The organism is Thioflexithrix psekupsensis (assembly GCF_002149925.1).
GTDB classification, from domain to species: domain Bacteria; phylum Pseudomonadota; class Gammaproteobacteria; order Beggiatoales; family Beggiatoaceae; genus Thioflexithrix; species Thioflexithrix psekupsensis.
In genome coordinates this window covers 475,366-489,567 of record NZ_MSLT01000023.1, presented here as the reverse complement: position 1 = coordinate 489,567, position 14,202 = coordinate 475,366, and the positions used below count along the sequence as shown (strand labels likewise).

Sequence of the window (14,202 nt, the reverse complement as noted above, 5' to 3'; positions counted from 1 at the left end):
GTTGTTTATTGCTCGTTTTTAATTGTTAATAACTTTCCCTCTAAGAAAAAAACAACCATTGCGCAAAATTCATGATACACATGATATATTGTCCCCATTGATGTTTTTTCATATAAAGTTGAATATTCCTTAATTTTCTCTTCAATTTTGCTTCTTTCCCAATTTTCTTGTTCTAATTGTCGCTTTACTTTATTCCAGACTGCATATCTTTTTTTAGCGAGGTTAGATTCGTTAAGGTTTAATTTTCCCAAACGAGTGCCGACCAATTCATCATTTTCAATATCATCTGGATTTGTTGGCGCAACTATTAATACTTTACGATCAACTGGATTTTCTAAATATTTAATTTCACTGCCCCTTTCTTTATATTTGATTTTTGTTTGAAAATGAGCAAATTCATCACTGGCAGGATTTGGTAAATATACGAATTCACCATTATCTTTTAATGCACCGCAATGTTTTTTTTCATTACCTTTACTGCTTTGATTGCCATTACAAGTTGCAATTAAATTATTATAGTCCAAATGTAAATTTTTTTTGCCATTTGTTCCATCATAAACACTTTTAGGTTTAAAGTGTTCTACTATCATTTGAGACAAATTTTTTTTAACATCTGTTTCATTGCCTTCATTAATGACAATTCGTTGCATACAATAGCAACAAAGAAAGCCGCTTTCCTGTAAAAGAGCAAGCCGCAATTCATCAAAACAATCACGGTTATTCCCACTAAATTCTGCGTAATTATGGGTTTTATTTTGCTTTTTATAATGCGTTAAGCAAATGGGTTCACGGTTTTTGTCTATTTTTCTCATGATTCAAAATAAGCACTTAATTCAATAGTAATAGGGTCATCTTCTCCCCTGATATTTTTTAAAGTGGTAAAAAGTTCTTTAGCCTTAACAATATTATCCTGCTCCGCGTACATATAAATACGTTGTATCAATTGATCTATTTCTTTAGGTCTTTCTGAAATATCAAAATAATTATATAGCGTTTCTCCTGTTGTCCCTCCATACGAATGTTGGAAAAGTTCTGGCTGCGTATTTGGGGATAATCTATAAGTAGATATTTTATTATTTTTATCTTCCAAATAAGTCAGCATAACAGCAGAATGGGTGGTAACTATAAATTGAAAATTTGGGAATTGTTGCATTAATACTAATAAAATTCGATATTGTACTTGCGGATGCAAATAAGTATCAACCTCGTCAATTAATACAATTCCATGCAATTCTTCAATGGTGTTTGCGTCGTAACGTTTGCCGCGGGTGTTGGGGTGGCGTAGAAAGGGGTGTTTTTCGGCTTTCTGGGCGGCTTGGTGCGCGGATAAGGCGGCATATAAACGCATGACGAGGCGACCCACCCAGATAAAAATGTTGGTGTAACCTTGACTGAGTAAGTTTAAAGAAATGCCGTCGGGCATATCGGGCGTGCAAATAATAATGTCTTTTTCCCCTGTGGCGGGGTCATGAACGGCACTTTTTAAACGAATCGCATTGGCTTGCGTATCAGAAATAATTTTAGAGAAAATAGTAAAAATCCATTGAATTTGTACTAAATTTTTCTCACGAATTGACGCATCAGGTTCACGATAAAGCGCAACTATCCATTCAACTAAATCCGCTTTCCATTTGCTAATGTCGCGCTCTTCTATTAAATCAAGAACATCATTTAAATTAGGCTCAACAATTTTGCCGATGGCTTTTGCATCGCGTTTTTTACCTTGTGGAAAACCTAAAATTAAATCAATAAAACGATTATCACTGGCTAATAACCATTCATCATCATTGTCCACAAATGTTTCTATTCCTACGCCACCTAATTCAGTATGATTAAATTCAATAATTTGGCTTTGTACGGTATTGATTTGTAAATTTAAATGAATAGAGCCTTTTTCACAAAAATGTTTTGTGCCATCTTCGTCTGTTTCGATAATGCGTAAATAATCTTGAATTAATTCGACATCTAAAGTTTTTGCTTTACCTGATAAAGCTAAGGCAATGGCTTTTAAAACAGTCGATTTACCGCTGCCATTTTCGCCAATGAAAATAGTCACTTGTCGGCTTAAATCAATGCCTAGATTTTCAAAATGTCCGATATTGTTTAATTGCAAAGAATGCAATTTTAAAGGCTTGCCGACTTCAGTTAAATGTTTTATTTCATGGCTTTTTAATTTATGGCTGAGTAATTGGACAAATCGCAAAGATTGTAAAAATTCTGTTTCTGGAATAAAGCTAAAATCTTCAATTTTTCCGCCTTTTAAGGTTAAATAATCATCAATTTGCGCTTTATCTATTAAAAAACTGTCTAAAGCATCTTGCCAAGGTAGAGAATAGGTTTTTTTCCAACGATTTTCTCCCGTGACTTGAATAAAATTGTTAAATAATTGGGTTAAATCTTGTAAAAATTCGGCTTTTTTAGGCGAATCTTTTCCGTTAAAAATAACAGTTAATTGTTGTTGCATATCAAGCAGAAGGGTAATTGTCGGCATTTGATTGCTGTTATCAATACCTTTCCAAAAAGAGAAATATAAAAATTCTTCTTCGCCTAAAAACCAATAACCTTTAGACAATCGCCCTTGCTCATCATTACGCGGAGTGCGAAGGGTAAAATAAAAAGGAATTTTTTCAAGTTTTTCTATGAAAAATTGCAAAACCATCTCGTGCAAAACAGCCATTTCAGTAATGTCTTTTGCGGTGTTTGGATTTTCAATGATTGTATTGGCGAGAGCGTTTAAACTTTGCACTGTTTTAGGGTGGTGAATTCCGAGTTTTTCCTCACGAATAGCTAGTGCTTTTTCTTGAAGTTCCTTTGCTTTACTATGATCGCCTTCCTGTTGATAAATATTGGCTAAATTATGAATAACTAGAGCTAGATCAGGATGTTGTGTTCCAAAATTTTTTTCCAGAATAGCTAAAGATTTTTCATAAAATTCTTTGGCTTTATCATAATCACCTTGTTCTCGATAAATAGTAGCTAAATTATTAATGCTTTTAGCAACATCAGGATGTTGGTGTCCAAAATATTTTTCCCGAATGGCTAAAGATTTTTCATGAAATTCTTTGGTTTTATCATAATCGCCTTGATCTGCATAAATAATAGCTAAATTATTAAGGCTTGTAGCTACATCAGGATGTTGCTCTCCAAAATATTTTTCCCGAATGACTAAGGATTTTTCATAAAATTCTTTGGCTTTACTATAATCACCTTGTTCTCGATAAATTCCACCTAGATTATTAAAGCTTGCAGCCACATCAGGATGTTGCTCTCCAAAATATTTTTCCCGAATGACTAAGGATTTTTCATAAAATTCTTTGGCTTTATCATAATCTCCTTGTTCTCTATAAATATTGGCTAAATTATTAAGACTTGTAGCCACATCAGGATGTTGATTTCCAAAATTTTTTTCCCAAATATCTAAGGATTTTTTATAAAATTCTTTGGCTTTACTATACTCACCTTGTTTTCGATAAATTTCACCTAGATTATTAAGACTTGCAGCCACATCAGGATGCTCTACACCAAGTATTTTCTTTTGAGTTAAAATAGCTTTATTTAAAAGTGATTTTGCTCTTTCATATTCTCCTAATTCACCTAAAGCATTGGCTGCATTGACTAAAGATGCAGCATAAACTTCCTCTTTTTCTTTTATTCCTTTATACAGTTTTGCAGATTCTAAAAAACAATCAACCGCTTTTTGATAATCGGCAGAATCTAACGCCATTAATCCCGCGTCAAAATTTTCTTTTGCTAATCTCAAACGTTTATTAAAATTCATTGGTTAATTCCTAAAATTTTCATACCGAATATTGACATTTTTACCCCTCCTATTAAAGAGGGGCTAAGTACAAACTAACTTACTGCTTTTGGTGTTCTGTTTTATGCCGACCGTGTATAGGAACGCTGTGAGAAATGCGCTCCATAAACGCAAATAAAACTCCCGAAGTCACAAACGTTAAATGCAAAATCACCAACCACATTAAGTCTTGATGATCCATGTTAGAAACATTGAAAAACGCCTTCAATAAATCAATAGAAGAAATCGCCACGATAGAACCAATGACCTTAATCTTTAACCCACCATAATCCACATGCCCCATCCAATCAGGACGATCTTCATGTCCCTCTGCCTCACCAATTTTTGAGACAAAATTCTCATAACCACTAAAAATAATAATCAGCAGTAAATTGGAAATCAGCACAAAATCAATTAGGCTCAAAATAGGCAAAACCGCTTGTGTCCCCTCTAATGTCCAAATATTCAACAGCGTATCTACAAGCTTTATCCAAAATTTAATCAGCAAAATCACCAACACCGCCACCAAACCCAAATAAAAAGGGGCTAAAATCCAACGGCTGCGAAACACCACTTTTTCTATTAAATTTTCTATTGCCATAACTACCTCACGAATAAAAAGATAAAAAAACCGCTTCAAAAAACTGTTTAATACAGCTTAATGAAGCGGCTGATTTTATTTAGAAAGTTTAACGACGTAACCTGGGGCGTTGTTTGGATGCTCAGGTTTAATGAACACCGTGCGATCATTCTTCAACACGATCACTTCAAAAAACGGTTGGAAACGCTCTTCAGAAATACCAAATCCCTGCATAACCTGCCCAAACATCTTCTGTTCTTCAGGGGCAGCCGTGCCGTCTGACAACAGAGAATCCGCTAAATTCAGTAAAATACACATTTTCTGACCATCACTCAACAATGGCGTGGCTTCGGCCAAAAACTCACTAATACTGTGGCCACGAACGTAACGTTGTGCATTTTCTAACAATTTACGGTTATTTGCGCCCACGCCAATCGTGCCGCCGCTTTCTTCTCCGCCCAACACCGACAACAATTGTCCTACTTCCTCATTGCTGATTTCGCCATCGGCGGCAATAATGTACAACAAAGAAGTGGCAAAAGCCAAGTGCGGGGTCATTTCCAAACCAGAATCACCCTTAAACATGTCAAACAAACCCATGAAAAAATCTCCTGTATTGCGTTGAAATCGTCAGTCCTAAAATCGGTTATTGTTGTCTCTGGCTGCGTAAAAAATACGAGCCATGACGGATATAATAGGTATCTGTCCCAATTTCAAGCCGATTGCAAATATTTTTGACAGTTTATGTCAGATTCACAGGCAAAACCAGTTCTACCCCCACACCAAGCACATCGCTCCGATTTAACATACGACAACTCCCCCCCGCACTCCACACCAAAGAAGCCACCGTCGGCAACCCCAAACCCATACCAGACACTTCTCCCGTAAAATTCTTCTCACTTTGGTAATAAGGAGTCCATACCCGCGCCAATTCCACAGGTGACAAACGTCGTCCGTTGTCTAAAATCATCAAACGTACTCGTTGGTTTGACCAGGGAGCTATTTGTAAAATGACTTCTGGCGATTGATGGGGATGAAATTTACGCGCATTTTCTAACAATTCTTGAAAAATAGCCCGTATCGCTTGTTTAGATAACAACAATTGTCCTAATAAAACATTCTTTTCTGAATCATCTTCCCATTGGCATTGCGCGCTGAGGGCTAATGTTTCTGCTGTTTCAGTAAACAAATCCGATAACTCATTGAGCCAACAGCCTTCTTGTGATTTTAATAATAAAGGCGCGTCTAAATAAGCCAAAATATCACTGGTTTGATGTTTTAAGCGTTCAAAACTTTCTTCAGCCGCTTCAATTAACTCAATTAATTCTGGATCGGCGTTCATTTTAGATAAACGTAAACGAACCAATTGCAAGGCGGTTAATCCGGTCAACGGCGTGCGCAGTTTGTGAGACACGAGACGTTCAAAAGTCCACATTCGCTGCTGTTCTAACACTTTCTCGTTAATATCGCGCAAACGAATTAACCAATTTTCTCGATGCGTGTGCAAACGAAACACGTCAACTTGTAGCCAGAAAATAGGCGCGTCATGGGTTTCAGCCCGCACCAAATAGCGAGGCATATCACTTTGCACGGGTAATTCTGGCCAATTTTCCCAAGCTTCTGTGGGTTGGCACTGGTAAAACTGTTGTACTCGTTGCAGAAAATGGCACGGCGGCAAACAATCAGCCGCTATTTTCGCCTCAGCCAATTCCAAATACAGACGTGCTTGCGTATTGGCATAACAGACCATGCCCGCCGCATCAAGTAACACATAACCTTCGTCAGCCGCTTCTACCACCCATTCAAATTTTTGCCGTTCTGCCAACAAGCGACGATAACGATTTAAACGGGTGACGGTTTTCACTCGCGCCCGCAATTCGACCCGATCAAAGGGTTTGGAAATAAAATCATCCGCGCCCGCTTCAATTCCGCGCACACGCGACTCTTGGCTGTCTAAAGTGGTGACCAAAATCACAGGAACTTCGGCCAACACACTGTCCTGTCGCAAATATTGACACACCTCAAAGCCATCCATGCCCGGCATCATGACATCCAGTAAAATCAAATCAGGTAAGATATGCCTTGCTTGTTGAATGGCTTCTTGGCCGCTGCTGGCGACACTTAGTTGATAACCTTCTAAGGACAATAAGCCTTCCAAAGCCAATTGTCCGGCTTCATCATCATCCACGATGAGAATATGGCTGGGTAATGTCACGATAACTCCGCGTAAAACAATAGTAGAGGTTGCACGGTTTATTTGATGTTATGATCGGTTTAAATTTTTATCGAAATCTTATCACGAATGGCTTGGAATTAAATCGAATACATTACAGTTTTCTTGATAAAAAGACAATAAGTTGGTGTAGAATCAGCGCATTTTTTGTCTGGGGAATAAAAAGTTAATCTTTTTTATGTTAAATTGACGTTAAAACTCGCTGATATTCCTGATTATTCCAGATCGACACCAGACGGTGAATTCACTGCTAACTTTCTGGCGATAAACTGGCATAATGTGCCGGCCAATCCTTTCTTTTTTTCCACACGGATGATCTGATGTGATGAGTGTCTTTATTTTCAAAACGATTCGTTACCGCTTGATTGCACTGGTGCTACTGGGAATTGTGCCGTTAATGCTAGTGGCGATGTTTTTTGCCAGTTGGCATGGGGCGCAGATCATTCAACAGGAAGCCCGCGCCAATATGCAATTGCGGGCTGATGCGTTGGCGCGTAATGTGTCTCGTTGGGATGATATGAATGTATGGGCTTTGCGTACGTTAGCGGAAAATCGTCAGTTTCTCTCTATGCAAGACCATCAACAGTTACCTGCGTTATCGGCGACTTATCGAGTTTACAGTGAAATTTACAGCGCGGCCACTTTAGATACGCAAGGCAATGTGGTCGCCAGCGGTTGGGGAAAAATCACCCCCGAACAAGCCAATACCCGCACCAATCTCAGTAATCGTCATTACTTTAAAGCCATTATGGAAGAAGGTAAAACTTTGGTGCGCGAGCCACTGATTTCTAGCACTTTTGCGCAACCTGCGGTGATTTTTGCCGTTCCCATTTATGCGCAAGCGGCTCTGACTTTAGGGCAGAAAGATCAGCGGGTGGCGTGGTTGCAGGACGGCTTGCGGGAAATGGAATATTATCAGGGTGAATCAACAGGCTATTATGACGAATTGACCTATCAAGCTGTATTGGCTTATCAAAAAGATTATTATGGTTTAACGCCGACGGGCGAAGCAGACCCATTAACGTTTGATTTGATCAATCATAATGCGTCTGAAGAATGGATGGCAATAGAAACGGATAAAAATATTATTGGCGTGGCTTTTGTGGCGACTTTTCTTTCTGATTTAGGAGCGTTAATTGGAGCGACGCGCTTGGGCAAAACGGGTTATGTGTTTTTGGTCAGTGAAAAGGGCGAAGTATTGGCGCATCCTAATGAGATTTATGTCAAAGGGGAGCATTTAACCGATTTTAGCCAAGAATCTCCGGTTAAAGAGGTGTTGAGTTCGCGTGAAATGCAGCAATTTTATGACTTTACGGATGAAGATGGTACGGAATGGCTCACCTATAGTATTTTATTATCCAATGGTTGGCGGGTGTTTGCTTTGCAAGGCAAAAGCGAAGTGTTGGAAAAAGAACGCTTATTTTGGAGTGTGGCGATTGGAGTGGCGATTTTAGCGACGGTTTTAATTGCGTTATTTACCAGTTTATTGGCCAGTTATTTGTTAAAACCGATTAGCCAATTAACCCATGCAGCAACCCAATTGGCACAAGGCGATTGGAATCAACAAGTCCCTGTGGAACGAGAAGATGAAATTGGTTTATTAGCCAGTAGTTTTAATCAAATGGCCATGCACTTACGTTTATCTTTTTCGATTTTAGAAGAAAACAGCAGTCAAGCCCAAAAAGCGCAAAAATTAGCCGAAGAAAAAAATCGCATTAAGAATGAATTTATCGCGCACATGGCACATGAGTTACGTACGCCATTAAATGCCATTATTGGCTACAGCGAAATGTTAAAAGAAGATGAACCAGATAAACTCATCGGTGAAGCGGTTGAAGATTTGGAAAAAATAAGAAGTTCAGGACAACATTTACTGACATTGATTAATCAGGTGTTGGATTTTTCCAAAGTCGAAGCGGGTAAAATGGATTTGAACTTGACGGAATTTGAGATCGAGGAATTACTGTCAGAGATTACGGTTTTTATTGAGCCTTTATTACGAAAAAATGGCAATCATTTTCAGATACAGATTGAACCTGAGATTGAAAGAATGTATGCTGACTTTACAAAATTAAAACAATGCCTATTGAATTTATTGAGTAATGCGTGCAAATTCACCGAAGCGGGACAGATTACTTTAGAAGTCAGCGCATTCAAACAAGAAGGGGAGGATTGGTTGGCTTTTCGGGTCAGAGACACGGGCATGGGAATGACTCCAGAGCAGTTAGAACGGATGTTTAAGGTCTTTAGCCAAGCCACATCAGCCATCAGTAGCAAATTTGGGGGGACGGGTTTGGGTTTGGTGATTACTCGTCAATTTTGCCGTTTAATGGGAGGAGAAGTGACGGTTGAAAGCAGTTATGGTCAAGGGACTGTGTTTATCATTACGCTGCCAAAGACGGTTGCTCCGCTGCCTGAATAACATCTCTCACCCCTATTTATTGACGTAGGCGAACATGCCAAAGAAACAACTGAATTAAATTGTCTTTAATCTTCTACCCTTTAGGTCATTTATCATGCTGTCATCCGTGATTTCTTATCGATTTTTTTATGGACTTATTAGTTTGTTGTTTATGCTTTCTTTGTCTCCGATGGGTTTTGCTAATTCAGCCATGCCAAAAGAATCGCAATTGCAAGCTATTTTTTTATTTCGTTTTAGTTTATTTGTCACCTGGCCGGACAGTGCTTTTGCCGCAAAAGACAGTGATTTTATTATCTGTATTTTAGGACAAAATCCGTTTGAAGATGTGTTAGATTTAGCCGTTCAAGATGAAAAATATAATGGCAGAACCATTAAGGTCTCTTATCTAAATCGACCTGATACGGTTAAGAGTTGTCATATTTTGTTCATTAGTCCCTCTGAAGCACCTCGGATTGATGCTATCATTCGTCAAACAGCAAATTTACCGATTTTAACGGTGGGTAATGTGACGGATTTTATTCGGGTCGGTGGGATGATCGAATTTTATTTGCGCGACAATCGAGTCCGTTTCATGATTGATCCACAAACCATTCGAGATATGCAATTAACCGTCAGTGCGAATTTATTACGGGTTGGTGATGTGGTTCAACAATAAAACGCAAGGGGATTCCACATGTTGTCACGGGCGCAATTTTTATCCCATAGATTGGTATTTTTAAGTCTTTTTTCTTACTGTTGTTTTAGTTCAACACTTCATGCCAGAACCAATGAACAATGGGTGGATTATTTAAAGCAATTTGAATTAGAAGAAATGTTAGACATTGAGGTGTCATTAGATGATGTCTTTGATGTGTTTGATGGTTTGGTGAAAGCCGAGAAAGTTTCGGTGGCGACGGGATTTAGTCAGAGTCGGCAGCAGGCACCGGCGGTGACCACGGTGATCACTCGACAAGATATTGAAGCGATGGGCGCACGTAATATTGATGATGTATTGGAAATGGTGCCGGGTTTACATGTCAGTCATCATGGTGTTAATAACACTTCTCTTTATTCCATTCGGGGCATTTACACGTCTACCAACCCAGAAGTCCTGCTCATGATCAACCATGTTCCCGTGAAATCTGTGGTGACAGGCAATCGTGGTGTATTATGGCAAGGCATGTCGGTACAAAGTATTGAACGTATTGAAGTTATTCGTGGCCCTGGTTCGGCCTTGTATGGTGCGGACGCATTTGCTGGAGTCATTAACGTGATTACCCGCAAGGGACAAGATATTAATGGCTCTGAGGTGGGGGTGCAATTGGGCAGTTTTGGCAGCCATGCGTTGTGGGCTGTGCATGGAAAACAATATGGTGATCTCAGTTTGGCCGCAACGCTGGAATGGAGTGAAACGGAGGGCATGAAAAAAGTGATTGAACGCGATGCCCAAACCGCGCTGGATGAGGCGTTTGGTACGCAGGCCTCTCGTGCGCCGGGTCCCGTCAATGCTCAACATGAGGCTTTAGAAACCCGCTTGGATGCAGGATATCGGTATGTGCGCGCTCAACTGAGTTACACCCGACAAGATGAAGTCGGCACGCATTTGGGCTACGGATACGCCTTAGACCCCGTGGGAACAAGTGACAGTGAGCGTATTCATGCCAGTCTCGGTTATCGCCGCGAGCGTATTAATCCTGATTTGGACGTTGAAGCAGAAATCGGTACGACTTATTTTCATGTTAAACCCAATAATTTGCAATTACTTCCGCCGGGGGCTTTTGGGGGATTATTTCCTGATGGCTTGGTTTCTTATTCGCATTTAACAGAGCGGCAACATTATATTCAATTATCCAGTTTTTATCGTGGCATTGAGGCGCATTTATTTCGTTTTGGTCTTGGTTACGATCAAGCGGAATTAACTCGCATTAGTAGTTTTCAAAATTTTTTATCGCCAAATAGTAATGAAGAATTGCCCGTTGTGTTACCTTATGCTCGCGCTTTGTCCGCTGATGAGCAACCTTTTGATTTAAATCAACGCGGTCATTGGTATGCTTATGTGCAGGACAGTTGGAGTTTAGCTCCAGATTGGGTGTTGACCGGTGGCATTCGTTATGATGAATATACGGATTTTGCCAGTACGATTAATCCTCGTTTTGCGCTGGTGTGGGAAGCTACGCCGCGTTTGACCACAAAATTACTGTATGCCCAAGCCTTTCGTGCGCCTTCTTTTGTTGAATTGCACCTGAAAGAAAGTTTATTAACCCGCGGTAATCCCGCATTACAGCCTGAAGAAATTGCTTCTTCTGAATTGGCATTTGATTATATTTTAAGCCAAAAAGCCTATTTATCACTGAATATTTTTCGTTATAAAACATTACGCAAAATTAATTATCTTCCCGATGCCATTATGCCCACCAATTCAGACTCTCAACGTGGTTATGGGATGGAGGCAGAAATTCGTTGGAAAACTACGGCAACGACCAGTTTATTGGTCAATTATGCGTGGCAACATGCTGAAGACAGTGTAGGCTATCGCATTCCCCAAGCGGCTGGGCGTTCTTTATTTGTGCGGGGAGATTGGTTGTTTATGCCGAATTGGTATTTAGATACTACGGCGCGGTGGGTTGGGGGACGGCATCGACAATTCGGAGATTTACGTCCGCGCTTGAAAGATTATTGGTTGTTTGATTTAAATGTTCGCCGTAAATTATTACAACAAGGACATTGGAATGTGGTTTTTGGAGTGCGTAATGTGTTTGATAGCAACGCACGAGAACCTTCTGATATGGATTCTGGAATTGACAATGATTTGCCTTTACCGGGACGACATTGGTTTGGGGAATTTCGCTATCGGTTTTAATGGTTATTTTTATGTTTCGGTGGTGTCATGACCTCAGCTCTTTTTTTGGCTCGGCGGTGGTTGCTGACTGGGCGGGTGCAGGGTGTTGGTTTTCGTCCTTACGTTTACCGTTTGGCGCGGCAGTATCATTTAACGGGGTGGGTGCGTAATCTCGCAGGGACAGTTGAAATTCACGCACAGGGAAATCCTGAACAATTACAATGTTTTGCAGATGATTTATTGCGCCATGCGCCCCCTTTATCGCAAGCGCGCATTGCCTCGTGTGAACCGGCGGCACTTGAGTCTTGTGCGCAATTTGACATTCGTGTCAGTCAAAAACAAACTCACGCAGAGATTCATGTGCCACCGGATTATTTTGTGTGTCCTGATTGTTTACGTGAAATGCGTGATCCGCAGGATCGTCGTTATCGTTATCCGTTTATTAATTGTACACAATGTGGCCCCCGCTATACGCTCATTGAACGCTTGCCTTACGACCGTCCTAACACCAGTATGGCGCGTTTTCCCTTGTGTCCCGAATGCGAAAAAGAGTATAACAATCCTTTAGATCGCCGTTTTCATGCCCAACCGTTGGCTTGTCCGGTGTGCGGGCCACAGTTAAGTTTTGTTTCTCCCCATAAAATTGTTGCATCACAGCAAAACCATGACTTCGCCCTTTGTGCCGCCGTCGATGCGTTGAAACAAGGCCTGATCGTCGCGGTAAAAGGCATTGGTGGCTATCATTTGTTGTGCGATGCGCAACAACATGTGGCCATTCAACGTTTACGACGGCGTAAACCCCGCTTGGCTAAACCCTTAGCCGTTTTATTTCCCGAACAAGGAGAAGACGGTTTAACGCAGATTCATACTTATTTGCACTGTGATGATGTGGAGGCGGCTTGGTTACGCGATCCATCGCGTCCTATTGTATTATTGCGTGAGCGCGGGGGGAAAAAACGATTGTCGCCGTTGATTGCGCCGGGATTAAACGAAGTGGGCGCAATGCTTCCCTACAGTCCGTTACATCATTGGTTATTAGATGAATTTGGTGCGCCCTTAGTGGCCACGTCGGCCAATGTCAGTGGTGAACCGGTGTTGATCGAAGCGGAGAGTGTGCAGCAACGTTTGCCTTGGGTGGATGCGTATTTGCACCACAATCGCCCGATTTTACGTCCTGCGGATGACAGTGTTTTTCGGCAAATTCAGCGGCGAATGCGTCCCGTACGTTTGGGACGCGGCCACACTCCCTTAGAATTACAGTTACGTTATCCCATCGCTCAACCCACACTCGCCGTCGGCGGCCATTTGAAAAATACCATCGCCATCGCGTGGGATAAACGGCTTGTTGTTTCTCCTCACATTGGGGTGTTGGATTCTCCGCGCAGTGTGGATACGTTTACGCAAACCATAGACACCTTACAACGTCTTTATCAGGTGGATATTCAAGCGGTTATTCACGATGCTCATCCCGATTATCAAAGTACCCGTTGGGCCAAACAAAGTGGTTTTCCCAGTTATTCTGTTTTACATCATCATGCCCATGCTTCGGCACTAGCCGGAGAATATGCGCCGGATCAAACGTGGCTGATGTTTGTTTGGGATGGGGTGGGTTATGGGGAGAAACGGCAGTTGTGGGGCGGAGAAGTATTTCACGGTCACGTCGGTCAATGGCGGCGGGTCGGCCATTGCCGCCCTTTCACTTTACCCGGCGGAGATAAGGTTGGACGAGAGCCATGGCGCAGTGCAGCAGCATTGTGTTGGGAGGTGGGGGATCATTGGTTGCCACCATTGGCTAAAAGTGACTGGGTTTATGAGGCGTGGACTCGTCGCTTGAATTGCGCAGAAAGTACTTCAGTAGGACGTTTATTTGATGCGGCGGCCGCGCTGTTGGGTTTAGTGTACGTGTCCAATTATGAAGCACAAGGGGCGATGTTACTCGAATCTTTGGCTTCTGACAGCGATGCTCCTGGCCCTATTTTGCCCATTTCTTGGGATCAGGCAGGAACTTGTGTATTCGATTGGTCGGTGCTGATTCCTTTTTTGCAAGACAATAGTTTAAGTATGGCCGAACGATCCCACGGTTTTCATCAGAGTTTAGCCAGAGCATTAGCCGAACAAGCGCGATCTTTGGCAAAAATCACGGGATGTACACGCATTGGTTTGTGTGGTGGTGTGTTTCAAAATCGGGTATTAACAGATTTATGTGTATCTTTGTTGCAATTGCTGGGCTTTACGGTGGCGATAGCCGAACGTTTGCCGAGTAATGATGCAGGTATTGCGACGGGGCAAATTTTGCATTACAGTGAAAATGCTTTAATGTAAAACTGATCCGACCGCACTAAACCAATTTTAA

9 protein-coding genes are annotated in these 14,202 nt (G+C 41.2%); 4 read left to right on the top strand and 5 right to left on the bottom strand.

Annotated features, from left to right (window positions below):
* Nucleotides 1-5 precede the first annotated feature (5 nt).
* The 5 genes from TPSD3_RS14765 to TPSD3_RS14745 form a co-directional block, all read right to left on the bottom strand.
* Nucleotides 6-812 carry an HNH endonuclease family protein gene (locus TPSD3_RS14765; RefSeq protein ID WP_086489305.1) on the bottom strand — a complete coding sequence of 269 codons (807 nt, stop codon included), beginning with the start codon at nt 810-812 and terminating at the stop codon, nt 6-8.
* Complete coding sequence (locus tag TPSD3_RS14760) at nt 809-3,778, bottom strand: tetratricopeptide repeat protein (protein WP_086489304.1); 2,970 nt, start codon at nt 3,776-3,778, stop codon at nt 809-811. The genes TPSD3_RS14765 and TPSD3_RS14760 overlap by 4 nt, the downstream gene beginning before the upstream one ends.
* Nucleotides 3,779-3,857: 79 nt before the next feature.
* Nucleotides 3,858-4,397: a TIGR00645 family protein gene (locus TPSD3_RS14755; RefSeq protein WP_086489303.1), complete on the bottom strand. Its 540-nt coding sequence runs from the start codon at nt 4,395-4,397 to the stop codon at nt 3,858-3,860.
* A 75-nt stretch (nt 4,398-4,472) separates the two neighbouring features.
* On the bottom strand, nt 4,473-4,976 hold the full coding sequence (locus TPSD3_RS14750; RefSeq protein WP_086489302.1) for a tellurite resistance TerB family protein: 504 nt from the start codon (nt 4,974-4,976) through the stop codon (nt 4,473-4,475).
* Nucleotides 4,977-5,118: 142 nt separating this feature from the next.
* Nucleotides 5,119-6,591: an ATP-binding response regulator gene (locus TPSD3_RS14745; RefSeq protein WP_086489301.1), complete on the bottom strand. Its 1,473-nt coding sequence runs from the start codon at nt 6,589-6,591 to the stop codon at nt 5,119-5,121.
* A gap of 343 nt (nt 6,592-6,934) precedes the next feature.
* Between TPSD3_RS14745 and TPSD3_RS14740 the strand changes: the two genes are divergently transcribed.
* The 4 genes from TPSD3_RS14740 to hypF all read left to right on the top strand — a co-directional run bounded on the left by TPSD3_RS14740 (nt 6,935) and on the right by hypF (nt 14,171).
* On the top strand, nt 6,935-9,031 hold the full coding sequence (locus tag TPSD3_RS14740) for an ATP-binding protein (protein ID WP_086489300.1): 2,097 nt from the start codon (nt 6,935-6,937) through the stop codon (nt 9,029-9,031).
* Between the two features lie 94 nt (nt 9,032-9,125).
* Entirely contained in the window at nt 9,126-9,686 is a 561-nt protein-coding gene (locus tag TPSD3_RS14735) for a TOL_0243 family YfiR-like periplasmic protein (RefSeq protein ID WP_086489299.1), read from the top strand.
* Nucleotides 9,687-9,704: 18 nt separating this feature from the next.
* Complete coding sequence (locus TPSD3_RS14730; RefSeq protein WP_086489298.1) at nt 9,705-11,870, top strand: TonB-dependent receptor plug domain-containing protein; 2,166 nt, start codon at nt 9,705-9,707, stop codon at nt 11,868-11,870.
* 27 nt (nt 11,871-11,897) lie between these two features.
* Nucleotides 11,898-14,171 (top strand): carbamoyltransferase HypF, encoded by a 2,274-nt coding sequence (hypF, locus tag TPSD3_RS14725; RefSeq protein WP_086489297.1) that lies wholly within the window; start codon nt 11,898-11,900, stop codon nt 14,169-14,171.
* Nucleotides 14,172-14,202 lie beyond the last annotated feature (31 nt).

Excerpts from the sequence above, each read along its gene's own strand:
- TPSD3_RS14765 (WP_086489305.1), bottom strand. The coding sequence starts at position 812 with ATGAGAAAAATAGACAAAAACCGTGAACCCATTTGCTTAACGCATTAT.
- TPSD3_RS14760 (WP_086489304.1), bottom strand. The coding sequence starts at position 3,778 with ATGAATTTTAATAAACGTTTGAGATTAGCAAAAGAAAATTTTGACGCG.
- TPSD3_RS14755 (WP_086489303.1), bottom strand. The coding sequence starts at position 4,397 with ATGGCAATAGAAAATTTAATAGAAAAAGTGGTGTTTCGCAGCCGTTGG.
- TPSD3_RS14750 (WP_086489302.1), bottom strand. The coding sequence starts at position 4,976 with ATGGGTTTGTTTGACATGTTTAAGGGTGATTCTGGTTTGGAAATGACC.
- TPSD3_RS14740 (WP_086489300.1), top strand. The coding sequence starts at position 6,935 with ATGAGTGTCTTTATTTTCAAAACGATTCGTTACCGCTTGATTGCACTG.
- TPSD3_RS14735 (WP_086489299.1), top strand. The coding sequence starts at position 9,126 with ATGCTGTCATCCGTGATTTCTTATCGATTTTTTTATGGACTTATTAGT.
- TPSD3_RS14730 (WP_086489298.1), top strand. The coding sequence starts at position 9,705 with ATGTTGTCACGGGCGCAATTTTTATCCCATAGATTGGTATTTTTAAGT.
- hypF (WP_086489297.1), top strand. The coding sequence starts at position 11,898 with ATGACCTCAGCTCTTTTTTTGGCTCGGCGGTGGTTGCTGACTGGGCGG.